Origin of the sequence: Spectribacter hydrogenoxidans, from assembly GCF_031846275.1 — a bacterium.
GTDB classification, from domain to species: domain Bacteria; phylum Pseudomonadota; class Gammaproteobacteria; order Nevskiales; family Salinisphaeraceae; genus Spectribacter; species Spectribacter hydrogenoxidans.
In genome coordinates this window covers 106482-123801 of record NZ_JAVRIB010000004.1, presented here as the reverse complement: position 1 = coordinate 123801, position 17320 = coordinate 106482, and the positions used below count along the sequence as shown (strand labels likewise).

General features: G+C 65.4%; 20 protein-coding genes and 1 pseudogene. 16 read left to right on the top strand and 5 right to left on the bottom strand.

Going from position 1 to position 17320, the window contains the following annotated elements:
* Nucleotides 1–165 precede the first annotated feature (165 nt).
* Nucleotides 166–1335: an NnrS family protein gene (locus RM532_RS05120; RefSeq protein ID WP_311652091.1), complete on the top strand. Its 1170-nt coding sequence runs from the start codon at nucleotides 166–168 to the stop codon at nucleotides 1333–1335.
* A 4-nt stretch (nucleotides 1336–1339) separates the two neighbouring features.
* On the opposite strand, the gene RM532_RS05115 is transcribed toward RM532_RS05120, so the two are convergent.
* Nucleotides 1340–1465, bottom strand: a complete 126-nt coding sequence (locus tag RM532_RS05115; RefSeq protein WP_311652090.1) for a hypothetical protein — start codon at nucleotides 1463–1465, stop codon at nucleotides 1340–1342.
* Between RM532_RS05115 and RM532_RS05110 the strand changes: the two genes are divergently transcribed.
* The 4 genes from RM532_RS05110 to RM532_RS05095 are packed head-to-tail and all read left to right on the top strand — an operon-like array spanning nucleotide 1464 to nucleotide 4277.
* Nucleotides 1464–2066 (top strand): hemerythrin domain-containing protein, encoded by a 603-nt coding sequence (locus RM532_RS05110; RefSeq protein WP_311652089.1) that lies wholly within the window; start codon nucleotides 1464–1466, stop codon nucleotides 2064–2066. The genes RM532_RS05115 and RM532_RS05110 overlap by 2 nt on opposite strands.
* Nucleotides 2067–2075: 9 nt before the next feature.
* A complete protein-coding gene (fdxA, locus tag RM532_RS05105; protein ID WP_311652088.1) occupies nucleotides 2076–2399 on the top strand; it encodes a ferredoxin FdxA in 324 nt (107 codons plus the stop codon).
* 40 nt (nucleotides 2400–2439) lie between these two features.
* Complete coding sequence (gene gdhA, locus RM532_RS05100) at nucleotides 2440–3786, top strand: NADP-specific glutamate dehydrogenase (RefSeq protein WP_311652087.1); 1347 nt, start codon at nucleotides 2440–2442, stop codon at nucleotides 3784–3786.
* A gap of 59 nt (nucleotides 3787–3845) precedes the next feature.
* Nucleotides 3846–4277 (top strand): RrF2 family transcriptional regulator, encoded by a 432-nt coding sequence (locus tag RM532_RS05095; protein ID WP_311652086.1) that lies wholly within the window; start codon nucleotides 3846–3848, stop codon nucleotides 4275–4277.
* Nucleotides 4278–4280: 3 nt separating this feature from the next.
* Here RM532_RS05095 and RM532_RS05090 read toward each other — a convergent pair whose 3' ends face one another.
* Together RM532_RS05090 and RM532_RS16010 are read right to left on the bottom strand one after the other, a co-directional pair.
* On the bottom strand, nucleotides 4281–4580 hold the full coding sequence (locus RM532_RS05090) for a Crp/Fnr family transcriptional regulator (RefSeq protein ID WP_311652085.1): 300 nt from the start codon (nucleotides 4578–4580) through the stop codon (nucleotides 4281–4283).
* Between the two features lie 97 nt (nucleotides 4581–4677).
* Nucleotides 4678–4986: pseudogene (locus RM532_RS16010) on the bottom strand (Crp/Fnr family transcriptional regulator); the annotation flags it as partial.
* 91 nt (nucleotides 4987–5077) lie between these two features.
* Between RM532_RS16010 and RM532_RS05080 the strand changes: the two are divergent.
* The 11 genes from RM532_RS05080 (at nucleotide 5078) to RM532_RS05030 (ending at nucleotide 15869) form a co-directional block, all read left to right on the top strand.
* On the top strand, nucleotides 5078–5482 hold the full coding sequence (locus tag RM532_RS05080; protein WP_311652083.1) for a SirB2 family protein: 405 nt from the start codon (nucleotides 5078–5080) through the stop codon (nucleotides 5480–5482).
* A gap of 14 nt (nucleotides 5483–5496) precedes the next feature.
* Nucleotides 5497–5805 carry a TDT family transporter gene (locus RM532_RS05075; protein ID WP_311652219.1) on the top strand — a complete coding sequence of 103 codons (309 nt, stop codon included), beginning with the start codon at nucleotides 5497–5499 and terminating at the stop codon, nucleotides 5803–5805.
* Nucleotides 5784–6065, top strand: a complete 282-nt coding sequence (locus RM532_RS05070) for an SLAC1 family transporter (RefSeq protein ID WP_311652217.1) — start codon at nucleotides 5784–5786, stop codon at nucleotides 6063–6065. Before RM532_RS05075 ends, RM532_RS05070 begins: the two co-directional genes overlap by 22 nt.
* 118 nt (nucleotides 6066–6183) lie before the next feature.
* Entirely contained in the window at nucleotides 6184–7545 is a 1362-nt protein-coding gene (locus RM532_RS05065) for an MFS transporter (protein ID WP_311652082.1), read from the top strand.
* Complete coding sequence (locus tag RM532_RS05060) at nucleotides 7542–11291, top strand: nitrate reductase subunit alpha (RefSeq protein WP_311652080.1); 3750 nt, start codon at nucleotides 7542–7544, stop codon at nucleotides 11289–11291. The genes RM532_RS05065 and RM532_RS05060 overlap by 4 nt, the downstream gene beginning before the upstream one ends.
* Entirely contained in the window at nucleotides 11288–12835 is a 1548-nt protein-coding gene (gene narH / locus RM532_RS05055) for a nitrate reductase subunit beta (RefSeq protein WP_311652079.1), read from the top strand. Before RM532_RS05060 ends, narH begins: the two co-directional genes overlap by 4 nt.
* Complete coding sequence (narJ, locus tag RM532_RS05050) at nucleotides 12832–13566, top strand: nitrate reductase molybdenum cofactor assembly chaperone (RefSeq protein WP_311652078.1); 735 nt, start codon at nucleotides 12832–12834, stop codon at nucleotides 13564–13566. The genes narH and narJ overlap by 4 nt, the downstream gene beginning before the upstream one ends.
* A 16-nt stretch (nucleotides 13567–13582) precedes the next feature.
* The gene (gene narI, locus RM532_RS05045; RefSeq protein ID WP_311652077.1) at nucleotides 13583–14269 is read left to right on the top strand and encodes a respiratory nitrate reductase subunit gamma; all 687 of its coding nucleotides are present in this window, start codon (nucleotides 13583–13585) and stop codon (nucleotides 14267–14269) included.
* Between the two features lie 12 nt (nucleotides 14270–14281).
* Nucleotides 14282–15043, top strand: coding sequence for a peptidylprolyl isomerase (locus RM532_RS05040; RefSeq protein WP_311652076.1), 762 nt, complete (start codon nucleotides 14282–14284; stop codon nucleotides 15041–15043).
* 5 nt (nucleotides 15044–15048) lie between these two features.
* Nucleotides 15049–15501 carry a hypothetical protein gene (locus tag RM532_RS05035; RefSeq protein WP_311652075.1) on the top strand — a complete coding sequence of 151 codons (453 nt, stop codon included), beginning with the start codon at nucleotides 15049–15051 and terminating at the stop codon, nucleotides 15499–15501.
* Nucleotides 15502–15737: 236 nt separating this feature from the next.
* Entirely contained in the window at nucleotides 15738–15869 is a 132-nt protein-coding gene (locus RM532_RS05030) for a hypothetical protein (protein ID WP_311652074.1), read from the top strand.
* Here the strand turns inward: RM532_RS05030 and RM532_RS05025 are convergent.
* The gene (locus RM532_RS05025; protein WP_311652073.1) at nucleotides 15866–16702 is read right to left on the bottom strand and encodes an NAD-dependent protein deacetylase; all 837 of its coding nucleotides are present in this window, start codon (nucleotides 16700–16702) and stop codon (nucleotides 15866–15868) included. The two genes, RM532_RS05030 and RM532_RS05025, sit on opposite strands and share 4 nt — an antisense overlap.
* Nucleotides 16699–17319 (bottom strand): HAD family hydrolase, encoded by a 621-nt coding sequence (locus RM532_RS05020; RefSeq protein WP_311652072.1) that lies wholly within the window; start codon nucleotides 17317–17319, stop codon nucleotides 16699–16701. Before RM532_RS05020 ends, RM532_RS05025 begins: the two co-directional genes overlap by 4 nt.
* Nucleotide 17320: the final 1 nt, after the last annotated feature.

Sequence of the window (17320 nt, the reverse complement as noted above, 5' to 3'; positions counted from 1 at the left end):
CCGCGAAACCCGCGGCCGTCCACGCGAGGGGAAACCGCGTCGACGAAATGCTGACCACTGGGACCAGATGCGAGACAGGCCCGATTTTCTCGAGCGCACCCTCTGCCGCGCGATGGAGATGTGTGACATGGTGCCCAGAAGGTCATTACGAGAGCCGGTACATTCATGGGAGCGCCCCTCCTTGCGTCCCCGTTCCGTCCGTTCTTCCTTGCCACCGCGATATATGCGGCCGCAACAATTTTTGCGTGGATAGGCCACTTGTTTACTGGATGGCCAATCCCGCTGGGTGAAAATCCCGTGCGCTGGCATGCACACGAAATGCTGTTCGGCTTCCTGCCGGCGGCGATCACCGGCTTCCTGCTCACTGCCATGACCAACTGGACCGGCGCGCTGCCGCTACGTGACCGAGGACTGCTTGCGCTGGTAATGCTCTGGCTAGCGGGACGCGTGGCAATGTGGTGCGCCGGCTGGTGGCCGGCTTGGTCGGTGGCCGCGATCGATATCGCTTACCTGCCGGTCCTGGCGCTTTACGCCGGCGGGGTCCTGCTGCGTTACGGCAACCGGCGCAATCTGTTTCTCGTCGGCGTCCTGGGTCTCTTCGCCCTGGCCAATGTGTTGTTCCACCTGCAGTCCTTGGACGTAGTGGAAAGCACGGTGCTCGGCGAGCGCATGGCCATGAACCTGATCACACTATTGATGGTCGTGATCGCCGGCCGCATCACGCCCGCGTTCACGGGCAACTGGCTGAGCATGCACGGCCTCGACCCGACGGTAGTGCAAACAGTCCCAGCCCTGGACCGCGCCGCCATCGCCGCGACCGCCCTCATGATCCCGATTGATTTCGCTGTCGGCCCGGTTCTGACCGGCTCCCTGATGGCGCTGCTGGCATGCGCCCTCAACGGTGCCCGCCTGGTGCTCTGGGGCGGCTGGCACATACGGCATGAGCCCCTGCTCTGGATCTTGCACCTAGGGTACGCCTGGATCGTGCTGGCACTGCTGCTCAAGGGCCTGCAACCGTTCACTGCGGGGATCCCGCCTACGGCTTGGCTGCACGCCATAGGCGCCGGCGCAGCCGGCACCCTGATCATGGGCGTTATGACCCGGGTCTCGCTAGGGCATACCGGTCGCTGCCTGGCGCTGCCTCGGTTCGGGGTGACCATGTACGTCGCGGTCCTCGCGGCCGGCACGCTGCGTGTGGCCGCAGCCATAGGGGCGATCGATTACCGCGCTGGGCTCACTGCCAGCGCCGTTGCCTGGATCGCGGCGTTCGCGCTTTTCGCGGCCGTCTACTGGCCCATCCTGTCGCGGCCGCGCGCCGACGGCCGGCCCGGCTGAGGACTTAATTCGGGCTGCAGGCTTCGAGATCGCCTCTCTGACCGCGCGAGGCATCGCGCTCCAGCTTTATTGCCTTAAAGAAGTATTTTTGATACTCTTTTAAAATATTCAATGCTGGAGCATCTGCCATGCCGAGCGCGATCCTGGAAAAGCTCAGAAGGGAGCGCAGCAGAAAGCTGGGACTGCTCAACATTCTGGAGCGTCAGCTGTGCGGCATACGCGGCGGCGACACGCCGGACTACGAATTGATGCTACAGATCCTCCTCCATCTCGGCGGCCGGCCGGGCGGGCAGTACAGTCCGCTGGAGGAAGCCCTGCTCAATCACGTGGCGGCGCTTTGCCCGGACCTCAACTTGTCCGCAACCCGGCTCGCGCGCCGCCATCGCCATCTGCAGCGCCGCGGCGAGACGCTCTCCGAAACCGTCGCCCAGGTCCTGGACGGACATCTGGTATCACGCGCCAGGCTGGTACGTGCCGGAAGGCGGTATACCGATGCCTGCGGCGAGCACCTCCGCGACGAGGAAGACAACCTCTTCACACCCCTGGCGGAAAACCTCACAACCGCCGACTGGCACGCGCTGGAGGCGGCGCTTGCTCCGCTGGCGGCGGCCCTCGGGGAAGACGTTCCCGAGTACGAGGCCCTGGCAGATCGACTGACGGCCGAAGGCGCCGGGACATGGCCGTGGCGCGTGGCCGAGGACCAGAGCTGCCCGGTGTGCTCGCAGGCGTAGGCACCCACTATGACTTACGTCGTCACCGACAACTGCATCAAGTGCAAGTACACCGACTGCGTGGAGGTCTGTCCCGTCGACTGCTTTCACGAAGGACCGAACTTCCTGGCGATCGACCCCGAGGAGTGCATCGACTGCAGCCTCTGCGTCCCCGAGTGCCCGGCCGAGGCGATCTACGCCGAGGAAGACCTGCCGCCGGATCAGGAACACTTCCTGGCGATCAACGCGGAGCTGGCGCCACAGTGGCCGGTGCTTACCGAGAAAAAGCCGGCGCCCGCGGACGCGGACGAATGGAACGGAGTGCCCGACAAGCTGCCGTTGCTCGAACGGTAGACCGACTACCCACACCCCCAACAGAAACGAGGAGCGCCGCATGACGGTCGCCGAATCCCTGCAAGCGCTGCGGGAGAAGATCGAGAGCCGCAATCCCGCCGAGCCGGAATTCCAGCAGGCGGTGAACCTCGTGCTGGACAATCTTGGCCCGGTCGTGACCCGGCATCCGGAGTACGCCGACGCCAAGTTGCTGGAACGCATCTGCGAGCCGGAGCGGCAGATCATATTCCGGGTGCCCTGGGTCGACGACGCCGGAGAGGTGCACATCAACCGTGGGTTCCGGGTCGAGTTCAATTCCGCCCTGGGGCCGTACAAGGGCGGCTTGCGGTTTCACCCCTCGGTCGGCCTCGGCGTCGTCAAATTCCTGGGATTCGAGCAAATCTTCAAGAACTCACTGACCGGCCTGCCGATCGGGGGCGGCAAGGGCGGCTCGGATTTCGATCCCAAGGGCAAGTCCGACGCCGAAATCATGTTCTTCTGCCAGTCGTTCATGACCGAGCTCTACCGGCACATCGGCGAATACACGGACGTGCCGGCCGGTGACATCGGCGTCGGCACGCGCGAGATCGGCTTCCTGTTCGGGCAGTACAAGCGCATCACCAACCGCTACGAGTCCGGCGCCCTGACCGGCAAGGGCCTGGTCTGGGGCGGCGCGCGGGTGCGTACCGAAGCGACCGGATACGGCACCGCCTACTTCGTCGAGGAAATGCTGGCGGCCAACGGCTCGGGGCTGGACGGACGGCAGGTAATCGTCTCCGGCTCGGGTAACGTCGCCATCTACGCCATCAAGAAGGTGCAGGCCCTCGGCGGCCGGGTGGTGGCCTGCTCGGATTCGAGCGGCTACGTATTCGACCGCGCGGGCATCGACGTCGAGCTGCTGCGCCAGGTCAAGGAAGTCGAGCGCGGCGGGATTGCCGTGTACGCCGAGCGCCGCGGTGCGGTGGCATCCTATGCTCCCGGGAAACCGGTGTGGGAAGTGCCATGCGAGGTTGCCCTACCCTGCGCCACTCAGAATGAGCTGGACACCAGCGCGGCCAAGCAACTGATCGAGTCTGGCGTTATCGCCGTGGCCGAGGGCGCCAATATGCCATGTACCCCCGAGGCCGTGCGGCTGCTGCGCGACGCCGGCGTGCTGTTCGGTCCCGGCAAGGCGGCGAACGCCGGAGGCGTAGCGACCAGCGCCCTGGAAATGCAGCAAAACGCCTCGCGCGATTCCTGGACATTCGAATACAGCGAGCAGCGTCTGCGCGAGATCATGCGCGACATCCATGCATCCTGCTTTGAAACAGCCGGCAAGTACGGTCGCCCGGGCGACTATGCGCTCGGGGCGAATGTCGCCGGTTTTTGCCGGGTGGCGGACGCGATGCTTGCGCTCGGCGTTATCTAAGCACTAGCCGCTACCGGCGGGCCGCGGCACAGCATAACCACAATCGGAGAACCCGAATCGTGAAGCTGACTCTCTACACCGACTACTCACTGCGCGTGCTCATGTATCTCGGCGTGCGTGACCGCGGCCGCGCCACGATCTCCGAGATTGCATCCAGCTACGGCATCTCGCGCAACCACATCATGAAGGTGGTTTACGAGCTGGGGCGGCTGGGCTACATCGAAACAGTGCGCGGCAAGTACGGCGGCATCCAGCTGGGACGACATCCGGAGGAAATCAATGTTGGCGAGGTGGTGCGGCACACTGAGAGCGGGTTCGATCTGGTGGAATGCTTCGGACCGAACAACACCTGCTGCCTTACACCGGTGTGCGTGCTCCGCGGCGCACTTGACGAGGCATTGCAGGCATTCATCGGCCGGCTCGACCGCTACACACTGGCCGATCTGATCGCACCCCGAAACAGCCTTCTCAAAGCGTTGGCAATGGCCTGAGCATTAGAGATCGTCGGTCATGGCCGCCGCGTCCAAGCCCGCACGATCGAGCACCGTAATCTCTCGACCGTTGACCCCGATAAGCCTCCGATCCTTGAACCGCCGCAGCAGGCGCGAGAGAGTCTCCGGCTGCAGCGACAGGCGCGCGGCGATCACGTTCTTAGCCAACGTCAGCCGGATCACATCGCGTTCCGTGTCGTGCGTGGAGGTCTCCCGCAGCAGGAAATTGGCCAGGCGCAGCGCACCATTCTGGAGCGACAGAGCCTCGATCTCGGCCACCCGCTCGCGCAGCCGCATGCTCATGCGCCAGCATCCCGAAGCAGCCGTGAGTGGACGCCACCAGCGTCTGGCGCAGCAGTTCCGTGGGAACCCCTGCCAGCTCGGCCGGCTCTATGGCCGAGGTGTTAACCGGGTAGCTGTGATCCGGCATGAACATTACGGCCTCCGCGAAGCTATCGCCCGGCCCGGCGAGATGGATAATCTTCTCGTTGCCATCGCGGCCGATCCGGAACAGCTTGACCTGGCCGGAGCGCACTAGATAGAAGCGATCCGCAGGCTCGCCTTGCTCGAACCGTGTTTCGTTGCGCTGCAGCCGGACCACACGGGTGCCCGCCAGCACCCTCGCCAGCAGGTCGTCGTCCAGCACCTCGAGCACCGGATGCCGCCGCAGCTCCAATTCGCTCGGCGGGTCTGTTTTTGCCGCCGTCATGATTATCCTTTGGTTTGACCGGGATCAAGGCAAAGAATCTGCAAGCCCAGCAAGTATTGCAATACGCACGCCCACGAAAGAACAGACTGACATGGCGAACTGGTACCCGTTTCTCATGCTTACCCACCTGGTCACTGTGGCGCTGACGCTGGCTCTGTTCCTGCTGCGCGGCTGGTGGCTGCTGCGCGACTCTCCGCGGCTCGAGAACGGGTGGGTGCGTATCGTGCCGCACATCAACGATACGCTGCTGCTGGCCAGCGCCGTCGGCCTGATGATTATCGTGCACCAATATCCGTTCGTGAACAGCTGGCTTACAGGCAAGGTGCTGGCGCTGGCCGCCTATATCTTTCTGGGGAGCATCGCGCTCAAGCACGGCTCGACCAGACGCGTGCGCATCGCCGCTTTCGTCGCCGCCCTGGTTGTGTTCGGCTACATCGTGGTAACGGCGATCACCCGGAACCCGATGGTACCGCTGACGCCGATCAACGCGACCTGAGGCGACTTCATTCCATGCGCCGCCACCGCCCGACTCTTCCAAGGCTGATCGACGACGGCGCCGCACAGCTGTTTCCAGGCTATTTTGCCGTGGTCATGGCTACCGGGGCGCTATCCATCGCCGCGCACTTGCTGGCAATGGGCTGGCTGGCCTGGCCGCTGCTGGTGGCTGGCACTCTCACCTACGCCGTTCTGTGTGTCCTTACCCTGATCCTGCGCACAACGCCCGGCGGCGTGCCGGCCGATTTTCTGCCGCTCCTGAAGGGCTTCACGCTGTTTTTTGGGCTGCCGAAACCTGGTGGATACCGCTGCGTATCGGCCTGACCGCGTGGCGCCATCTTGCCGCGCGACACCCGCTGGCCTACGGCCCTCAGCTCTGGGGCATGGTCTTCCCCCTGGCGATGTACACCACCGGGACGCTGCGGCTGTCCGATGCACTCGCGCTGCCGTTCCTGACCCTGATCCCGCAGGTGACCGTCTGGGTGGCACTGATCGCCTGGCTGGGCACTACCACTGCCATGTGCTTGCATCTCGTGCGCCGGTACCGGCCAACTGCCGATATCACAACGGAGCGCTGGCCCTGACGGACAACAAACGCCTTGATCCGGATCAATCGCACCGAGGATGGTGAGGGATAGCATCCGCTAGTGACAGCGCCGATCGATGCATGCGACTGTGAACCGGAAAGGGAGGGGCAATACTATGAGCCAGGCCGGCCTGCCGACTCCAGAGGGACGAACCAGTGCACGGATGCTGGGCGTGACCACCTTCGCGTGGAGCGCCTGCTTTGCGGCCTGGACCATCTTTTCGATACTCGGCGTTCGCATCCAGTCCGAGCTGGGGCTTTCGGAGGCGGAGTACGGTCTGCTGATCTCCGCGCCGATACTGACCGGTGCTATCGCCCGCCTGCCGCTGGGCATCCTGGCCGAACGTTTCGGCGGCCGCTGGGTCACGCTCGCCGCCATGCTGGTCAGCGCAGCGGCCACCTGGCTGTTGGCCTCCGCCGTCACTTACGGGCAATTCATCCTCGCAGCGCTGGCGCTTGGCCTATCGGGCGCGGTCTTCATTACCGGTATCAGCTTTGTCGCTAGGTGGTATCCGCGCGAGCGACACGGGACCGCCTTCGGATTGTTCGGCATCGGGCAGGTTGGCGCGGCCGCCACCAATTTCGGCGCGCCCATTCTGGTCTCCGCCCTCGGATGGGAGGACACCGCCCGCGTCTACGCCATAACCTTGCTGGCGGTTGCGGTCCTGTTCTGGTTGTTTACCCAGGAGGACCCCGTGACCGTGGAGCGCCGCCGCACAGGCGCCGGCGGCACCTCGTTCGCAAAGCAGATCCAGCCCCTGCGCTACCTGCGCGTCTGGCGCTTCGCGCTCTACTACTTCTTTGTATTCGGTGCCTTCGTCGCCCTGGCCTCCTGGCTGCCGCGCTACTACACCGGCGTCTATGGTCTGGAGCTGGGAACAGCCGGCATGCTCACAGCCATCTTCTCTTTCTCCGCCGCAGTGTTCCGGGCCCTTGGCGGCTGGCTGTCCGATCGCTGGGGTGCGCGCCGGGTGATGTACATCACCTTCATCATTTCTCTAGCCTGTCTATTCCTACTCTCCTACCCGCCGACCACATACATCGTGGAGGGGAAAAGCGGTTTGATCGAGTTTCGGCTGGCAGCGCCGCTCAGCGGCTTTGTCGCGGTTACCTTCCTGCTTGGGTTCGTGATGTCGCTAGGGATGGCGGCCGTATACAAGCACATCCCCGTGTACTACCCGGAGAATGTCGGCTCAGTCGGCGGCATGGTCGGAATGATCGGCGGTCTAGGCGGTTTTTTTCTTCCGATCGCCTTTGGCGCGCTAACCGATCTCACCAATATCTGGCAGACGGCGTTCATGGCGCTGTTCGCCGTCGTTGCCGTGAACCTGACCTGGATGCACTTCGCAATCCAAGGCATGGAGCGTCGAATCCTCCCAGATCTCGACCAACTGCAATATCTGCCGGAAGGCATCCCGTTAGGCCAGGAGCCTGACACTGCGCCACCCGCAGCAGGCCAGCAAGGAGCCAAGAGATGAGCCATTTCCTCGATCGACTGACCTACCTAAAGCGCACCCGGGAGGGCTTCGCGGCCGGCCACGGCCGGACCACCGACGAGGACCGCTCCTGGGAGAAGGCCTACCGCCAGCGCTGGCAGCACGACAAGATCGTGCGCTCCACGCACGGCGTAAACTGCACCGGCGCCTGCTCCTGGAAGATCTACGTCAAGGACGGTTTGGTCACCTGGGAAACCCAGCAGACCGACTATCCGCGTACGCGTCCGGACCTGCCCAACCACGAGCCGCGCGGCTGCCCGCGCGGGGCCAGCTACTCCTGGTACATCTACAGCGCCGCACGCCTGAAGTACCCGATGATGCGCGGCACGCTGCTCAAGCTCTGGCGCGAGGCGCGCGCCGAGTACACCGATCCGATCGCGGCCTGGGCCTCGATCGTCGGCGACGAGGACAAGCGCCGCAGCTACCAGAAGCGCCGAGGCCTTGGTGGGCTGGTGCGCGCGGACTGGGACGAGGTCAACGAGCTGATCGCCGCGGCCAACGCCCACACCATCGAGCGCTGGGGCCCGGACCGTATTGCCGGCTTCTCGCCAATCCCGGCGATGTCGATGGTGTCCTACGCCGCCGGCACCCGCTATCTGTCGCTGATCGGCGGGGTCTGCCTGTCCTTCTACGACTGGTACTGCGACCTGCCGCCGGCCTCGCCCATGACCTGGGGCGAGCAGACCGACGTGCCGGAATCGGCCGACTGGTACAACAGCAAGTTCATCATGATGTGGGGCTCGAACGTGCCGCAGACGCGCACGCCGGATGCCCATTTCATGACCGAGGCCCGCTACAACGGCACCAAGATCGTGGTGTGCTCGCCCGACTACGCCGAAGCCACCAAGTTCGCGGACCTCTGGCTGTCGCCCAAGCAGGGCACGGACGCGGCCCTGGCCATGGGCCTGGGCCACGTGATCCTGAAAGAGTTCCATATCGACAACCCGACGCCCTATTTTCAGGACTACTGCCGGCGCTACACCGACATGCCCATGCTGGTCCGGCTGGATGAGAGCGGCGCCGGCAATGTCCCGGGCCGGCTACTGCGACTCAGCGAGCTCGAGGGCCAATCCGCGGACAAGCACGGTGACTGGAAGACCGTGGTCTGGGACGAGTTCTCGGACGGCCCGGTCGCGCCCCAGGGCACGATCGGCTCGCGCTGGGACGAGAGTGGCCGCTGGAACCTGGAGGAGAAGGCCGACGGCAGCGGCGCGGATGTGCGCGCACGGCTGTCGCTGATCGACACCGCCGACGGGGTGGCCACGGTCTGCTTCCCCTACTTCGGCGGCGTCGAGCACGAGCAGTTCCAGCACAACACGCAGTCAGACGTCCTGCAGCGCAAGGTTCCGGTCAAGCGGGTCCGGCTGGCGGACGGCAGCACCGCAACCGTGGCCACGGTGTTCGACCTGATGGTCGCGCACTATGGCGTCGACCGCGGCTTCCAGGACGACACCGCCGCGTCGTCCTACGAGGACGACGTGCCCTACACGCCGAAGTGGCAGGAGGCCATCACCAGCGTCCCCGCCGACCACGTGATCCGGGTGGCGCGCGAGTTCGCCGACAACGCCGCCAAGACCCACGGCAAATCGATGGTGATCCTCGGTGCCGGGCTCAACCACTGGTACCACATGGACATGAACTATCGCGGCATCATCAATATGCTGGTGATGTGCGGTTGCGTGGGCCAGAGCGGCGGCGGCTGGGCCCATTACGTGGGCCAGGAGAAGCTGCGCCCGCAGATCGGCTGGCTTCCGGTCGCCTTCGCCCTGGACTGGGCGCGGCCGCCGCGGCACATGAACGGGACGTCCTACTGGTACGCCCACACGGATCAGTGGCGCTACGAGAAGCTCGACATCGACGAGATCCTGTCGCCGCTGGCGAACGAGGACGAGTGGCCCGGCAGCCTGATCGACTACAACGTACGCGCCGAGCGCATGGGCTGGCTGCCGTCGGCGCCGCAGCTCAACCGCAACCCGCTCGAGATCGCGCGCGAGGCCGCCGCGGCCGGCAAGGATCCGAAGGAGTACGTGGTCGAGCAGCTCAAGTCGGGTGCCCTGCGGCCGGCCTGCGAGGATCCCGACGCCCCCGAGAACTGGCCGCGCAACCTGTTTGTCTGGCGCTCGAACCTGCTCGGCTCCTCCGGCAAGGGCCACGAGTACTTCCTCAAGCACCTGCTGGGCACCGACGACGGCGTCCAGGGCAAGGACCTCGGCGAGCCGGGCATGCAGCGGGCCGAGGAGGTGGTCTGGCACGAGCAGGCGCCCGAGGGGAAGCTCGACCTGCTGGTGACGCTGGACTTCCGCATGTCCACCACCTGCCTCTATTCGGACGTGGTGCTGCCCACCGCCACCTGGTACGAGAAGGACGACCTCAACACCTCGGACATGCACCCGTTCATCCATCCGCTGTCCGAGGCGGTGAACCCGGCCTGGGAATCACGCTCCGACTGGGACATCTTCAAGGGCATTGCCGAGAAGTTCTCCGACGTGGCCGAAGGCCGGCTGGGGGTGGAGCAGGACATCGTCACGCTGCCGCTGCTGCACGACACCCCGGGCGAGCTGGGCCAGCCGTTCGACGTAGCCGAGTGGAAAAAGGGCGAATGCGAGCCGCTGCCCGGCAAGACCATGCCCAACATCCTGACGGTGGAGCGCGACTACCCGGCCACCTACCAGCGCTTCACGTCGATCGGACCGCTGCTGGAGAAGCTTGGCAACGGCGGCAAGGGCATTTCCTGGGACACCGCCCACGAGGTGGACTACCTTGGCAAGCTCAACGGCCGGCACGTCGCCGAGGGCGCCCACCACGAACGCCCGCGCCTGGAGACCGCGATCGACGCCTGCGAGGCGATCATGTCGCTGGCGCCGGAGACCAACGGCGAGGTCGCGGTCAAGGCCTGGGCCGCCCTGGAGAAGTTCACCGGCCGCGAGCACGTGCACCTGGCGGCCAACAAGGAAGAGGAGAAGATCCGCTTCCGCGACATCCAGGCGCAGCCGCGCAAGATCATCTCCTCGCCGACCTGGTCCGGGATCGAGTCCGAGAAGGTCTGCTACAACGCCGGCTGGACCAACGTCAACGAGCTGATCCCCTGGCGCACCCTTACCGGCCGCCAGCAGTTCTACCAGGACCATAAATGGATGCGGGCCTTCGGCGAGTGCTTCGTGTCCTACCGGCCGCCGGTCAACACCAAGACCTGGAAGCAGATCATCAACACCAAGCCCAACGGCAACCCGGAGATCGTGCTCAATTGGATCACCCCGCACCAGAAGTGGGGCATCCACAGCACCTATAGCGACAACCTGCTGATGCTCACGCTGTCGCGCGGCGGACCCATCGTCTGGCTCTCGGAAACCGACGCGCAGAAGGTCGGCATCGAGGACAACGACTGGATCGAGCTGTTCAATGTCAACGGCGCGGTCGTGGCGAGGGCGGTGGTCTCGCAGCGGGTGCGCGAGGGCATGGCGATGATGTACCACGCCCAGGAGCGGATCGTGAACACCCCCGGCTCCGAGATCACCGGCAACCGCGGCGGCATTCACAACTCGGTGACCCGTACGGTGGTCAAGCCGACCCACATGATCGGCGGCTACGCCCAGCAGAGCTATGGGTTCAACTACTACGGCACCGTCGGCTCCAACCGCGACGAGTTCGTCGTGGTCCGCAAGATGGACCGCGTCGACTGGCTGGAAGGCGACGACGAGTCCATCCTCGCCCAGGAGTATGTGCGATGAAAATACGAGCCCAGATCGGCAAGGTCCTCAACCTGGACAAGTGCATCGGCTGCCATACGTGCTCGGTGACCTGCAAGAATGTGTGGACCTCGCGCGAAGGCATGGAGTACGCCTGGTTCAACAACGTCGAGACCAAGCCCGGCGTCGGTTACCCCAAGGACTGGGAGAACCAGGACCGCTGGAAGGGCGGCTGGGTACGCACCGGCCGCGGCGACCTCGTGCCCAAGCAGGGCGGCAAGTGGCGGCTGCTGGCGAAGATCTTCGCCAATCCCCACCTGCCCGAGATCGACGACTACTACGAGCCGTTCAACTTCGACTACCAGCGGCTGCACAACGCTCCGGCGTCCAAGGCCCAGCCGACCGCCAAGCCCTACTCGGCGATCACCGGCAAGCCCATGGAAAAGATCGAGTGGGGACCGAACTGGGAGGAGATTCTGGGCGGCGAATTCGCCAAGCGCAAGCGCGACTACAACTTCGAGAACGTGCAGAAGGAGATCTACGGACAGTTCGAGCACACCTTCATGATGTACCTGCCGCGGTTGTGCGAGCACTGCCTCAATCCCACCTGCGTGGCGAGCTGCCCGTCCGGGGCGATCTACAAGCGCGAGGAGGACGGCATCGTCCTGATCGACCAGGACAAGTGCCGCGGCTGGCGCATGTGCATCTCCGGCTGCCCGTACAAGAAAATCTACTACAACTGGCAGTCCGGCAAGTCGGAGAAGTGCACCTTCTGCTACCCCCGGATCGAGGCGGGCGAGCCGACCGTGTGCTCCGAGACCTGCGTTGGCCGCATCCGCTACCTCGGTGTAGTCCTCTACGACGCCGACCGCATCAAGGAGGCCGCGAGCGTGCCCAACGAGGAAGACCTGTACCAGGCCCAGCTCGACATCTTCCTGGACCCACACGACCCGGAGGTGATCCGTCAGGCGCGCGCGGACGGCGTGCCGGATTCCTGGCTCGAGGCCGCCAAGCGCTCGCCGGTCTACAAGATGGCGATGGACTGGAAGGTAGCCTTCCCGCTGCACCCGGAGTACCGGACCCTGCCCATGGTCTGGTACGTGCCGCCGCTGTCGCCGGTGCAGGCGGCGGCCGACGCCGGCAAGATCGGCTCGGACGGGCTGATCCCCGACGTCGAGTCGCTGCGCATCCCGGTCAAGTATCTGGCCAACATGCTCACCGGCGGCGACGAGCGGCCGGTAACCCACGCCCTGCGGCGACTCCTGGCGATGCGCGTGTTCAAGCGCTCACAGACGGTCGAGGGAGAGCCACGCTACGACGTGCTCGAGCAGGTGGGGCTTGACGAGCATCTCCTGGAAGACATGTACCAGACCATGGCGATCGCCAACTACGAGGACCGTTTCGTGATCCCCACCAATCACCGTGAGCTGGGCACGCCCGACCCTTACGGCGAGCGCAGTGGCTGCGGTTTCAGCTTCGGCGACGGCTGCCATACCAACGGCATCACCCGCACCAACCTGTTCGGCAGCAAGAGCCCGCGCCAACGCGAGCATCCGCCCGCGACCGAATCGGAGTCCTCGAAATGACGGGTGTCGCAAACGACCTCGGCCCTCCACTGAAGGCGGTCTCCGCGTTGCTCAGCTATCCGGACGCGGAGCTTCAGGCGCATATCCATGAGGTGGCCGCGGTGCTGGAGCCGTGCACCGAGCTGACAGCTGAGGATCGCCGGATCTTGGACGTCTTCGCCGACTGGATCGCCGACACGGAGTTGCTCGAGGTGCAAGCCGCCTACGTCGAAACCTTCGACCGCAGCAAGAAGGTTTCGCTGTATCTGTTCGAGCACGTATACGGCGAGTCGCGGGACCGTGGCCCGGCGATGATCGAGCTGGCCAACGCCTACCGCGAGTGCGGCCTCGAAATCGACGCGCGTGAGCTACCGGATTTCCTGCCGATGTTTCTCGAGTTTTTAACAGAGCTGGACGAGCCTGCAGCCCGCGAGTGGCTGGCGGAGGTCGGCCACATCCTGCAGCAGGTGCATGTGCGCCTGATCGAGCGCGAGAGCCACTTCGCTGCACCCCTGCGCGCGCTGCTGTGCCTGGCCCGGCTGGAACCGGTGCCCGAAGCCCTCACGCAGATGGTTTCCGAGGAGGTGCGCGACGATACGCCGGCCATGCTGGACCGGACCTGGGAGGAGGCGCCGGTTACCTTCGGCCCCGACCAGCCGGCAATGAGCTGCGGCGCCACCAAGCAGGAACCGGCCGAACAGCGGGTCCAATGGATGGACTTTCGCGACCGGACCGGAAGCGACCGCGGCTAGCCTGGAGAGACAAAAGATGCAGTACCTAAACTATCTGTCATTCGAGATCTATCCCTACATCGCCGGGACCGTGTTCCTGCTTGGCAGTCTGGTGCGCTTCGACATGAGCCAGTACACCTGGAAGACCAACTCCAGCCAGCTTCTGGACAACTCGGCACGCTTCCAGATCGGCAGCATTCTGTTCCATGTGGGGGTGATCTTTCTGTTCTTCGGCCACCTGATCGGCCTGCTCATGCCGCACTCGATGTACCCCTACCTGGGCCTGACTGCCGGCGGCAAGCAAATCCTGGCCATGATCTCTGGCGGCATCGCCGGCGTCGCCGCCCTGGTCGGCGCGACCATCCTGCTGCATCGCCGGCTATTCCATCCGCGGGTGCGCGCACACTCCACGCGTATGGACATCTTCATCCTCGTGCTGCTCTACATGCAACTCGTCCTGGGCATGTTCACCATCCCAGTGTCCTACCAGCACCTGGACGGCTCGGTCATGATCGTGCTCGGTGAGTGGGCGCAGCACATCGTCACCTTCCGGCCCGGCGCGGCGGAGTACGTGGCCAACGTGCATTGGGTCTACAAGGCGCACATCTTCCTGGGCGTGACCACATTCCTAGTGTTCCCGTTCACGCGCCTGGTGCATATCTGGAGCGCGCCCCTGACCTATGTCACCCGGCAGTACCAGATCGTCCGGCAACGGCGAGTCTAGAGGGAAACCGCCATGACAATGCCACTGGTCAACCGCGTGATAATTCCGGAGGAGCAAATCAACCGGGAGTCGGGCGAGATCGAACACGGCAGTATCGAAGAAAAGCGCGCCGAGGCCGCGCGCCGGCTGGCGATCCGCGAACTGCTGCGCCAGCGCGCCAAGACGATCGGCATCGAGACACGGGACCGGCTCGACGAGGCGATCGACGAACTGCTGGATCGCGAGGTGCCGACACCAGATGCGGACGAGCAAGCCTGCCGCCGGTACTTCGAGGCCAACCGCGACCGTTTCCGGTCGCCGGAGGAAATCGAGCTGCGTCACATTCTGCTGGCGGCCGCCCCGGACGACGCGCAGGGACGCACGGCCATGCGGGACACTGCCGAGGAGCTGGTAGCGACGCTCAAGGAGGTGCCGGAGCGCTTCGATGATCTGGCCGCCGCGCACTCGCGCTGCCCTTCTGCGGAGGACGGCGGCCACCTGGGCGTGATTAGCCGCGGCGATACCGTGCCCGAACTGGAAAACGTGGTCATGCGTTTGCCGGTGGGGCTGGCCGAGCGCCCCGTTGAAACCCGCTATGGCTTCCACGTGGTGGAGATTCTGACACGCGCCGGCGGCGCGCCACTCGACTACGACCACGTCCAGCACCTGATCGCGGAGTACCTGCGGGAGCGCTCCTGGCGTCGCGCCATCAGCCATTACCTGCAGGTCTTGGTCGCTGAAGCCGACATTCGCGGCATCGACCTGGAAGCCACTGAAAGCCCTCTGATGCAATGAGCGATATGCAGGTTCCCACCGCCGACTCGACGCCCCCCGACATCGACAGCTTCGAGGGCCTGGTCGCCCAGGCCTGTGCCGAGCCCGAGCCTACCAAGCTGCTGGTGGTGCTGGTCGGCGTTGAACCGATATTCCATCAGCAGGCCGATGGCACCGCCGTCCCGGCCGAAGGCGAAGGGAGCCTAACCCCGATGATGGTTAGGGACCTGGCACTGACGCCGGACCTGACGCTGGCGGACGTGGTCGAGGCAGCTGACGCCACCCGCCAGCCCTGGCAGTTTTTGATGCTCGCAGTGCTGCCCGGTCGGGAGGGCCGCGCGCCGACCACCCAGGAGTGCGACCCTCACCTCAAGCGCATGGCCAAAGCGATTTTGACCGGAGGTGATATCAGTCGCTTTGCGTGGTTCAATCGAGCCGGGGAGCCAATCTATATCGAAAACCCACTGCAACCGATGTGACTGCGAGGCGACTTAATGTAACGCCTCCAGAGTGCCTCGTCCTTAATTCCGGCGTATATCTCTGACCGCTCATGACGCTTCCTCCTGCGCTCAAATCATAGGGTAGGTGTGTCCACCAAACCCTAGGCAATCCACCATTTGAGCTTTGCAAATCCCGACGCGCGCCGTTCCCCGCGTCATGAAACCGCAATCGGCTCATGGCATGTTCGGATTGCAACCGACACGGGAAACACGAAATGCGGCGGATCCACCGGATACGGGCCCGGCTCCAGGCCGTGCTGTTCACCATGGCCGGCACCCTGGTGCCGGGCGGGGTGCCCTTCGGGCTGATCGACCACGGCCGGGATGCAAGCCATAACCGGAGCTAGAGCGCCGCGGCCACGGCCGGCAGGGCGGCGGTGCAGTCGGCAGTCAGGCGCAGGTCGAACAGTTCATCGGCGCGGGTCCGCCCGAGATTGACCGCCGCCAGCGGCTGACCGGCAGCGCGGGCCGCACGCACGAAACGCAGGCCCGACCAGATCATCAGCGACGAACCCACCACCAGCAGGCCGTCGGCGTCCGCCAGCAGCTGTCGTACCCGGGCCACCCGGCGGCGTGGCACGTTCTCGCCGAAGAAGACCACGTCCGGTTTCAGTACCCCGCCGCAACGGCGGCAACCCGGGACGCGGAATCGCTGGCTCCGCGCGGCGGCCACCGGGCTGTCGCCGTCGGGGGCGGCCTCGTCTCCGCTGGTCGACAGTCCCGGATTGGCCGCGGCCAGCCGCCGCTGAAAGGCGGCCCGCGAAAAGTGTCCACCGCAGTCGAGGCAGATCAGCCGATCCAGCCGGCCGTGCAGGTCCACCACCCGGGTGCTGCCCGCCCGCTGATGCAGCCGGTCCACGTTCTGGGTTACCACCCCGGTAACGCGGCCGGCCGCCTCCAGCGCGGCCAGCGCCCGATGGGCGGGGTTCGGCGCCGCCGCAGCCACCCGGGGCCAGCCGCTGAAACTGCCGGCCCAGTAGCGCTGGCGCCGCGCCGGGCTGGCGCGAAAGGCCTGGCCGGTCATCGGCTGCTGGCGCTTCCAGGCCCCATCCGCATCGCGATAGTCGGGAATACCCGAGGCGGTGCTCATGCCGGCCCCGGTGAGCACCAGCCAGCGGGGGACCTGCCGCATCAGGTCAATCAGCGGTGCCGGCGCATCGGTGGCCACCGGACCCGTCACGCGGTGATATCCCGCGCCGCCAGATCCCGGCGCAGCGTGGTCGCATCGGTGAACCGCAGGGCCGACCAGCCGGCGGTGCGGGCCGCGTCCACATTGATCTGCCGGTCGTCGATCAGCAGACATTCTCCCGGCCCGGCGCCCAGCCGGGTCTGGACCCGATCGAACACACGCGGATCGGGTTTTGCCAGTCGCTCCTGGTGCGATGCCATGGCGTGCCGGAACAAGCCCATGAAATCGAAGCGGGCAAGGGCGGCGCGCCAGTGCACCGGATTGGTGTTGGAGTAGCAGGCCACCGGGTGACGGGCGGCCAGCGCCCCCAGCAAAGCCGGCGTGTCGTCGATGGTTCCGCGCAGCATGTCGGCCATGTGCCGTGCCAGTACCACCGGCCCCAGCGGCCGGGTCAGGCGGGCATCGAGCGCGGCCAGGAAGCCGGCCTCGTCGAGATCACCCCACTGGAACTGTTCCGACAGCGAACGCCGCTGGCTGGCGAAGGCCTCGCGCAACGGCTCGCGCAGTTCGGCCACCGGCGTACCGGATTCGGCCGCCAGCCGCGCCAGCGTGGCCTCCAGCGGCTCGACGTCGATCAGCACGCCGCCCAGGTCGAAGATCAGCCACACG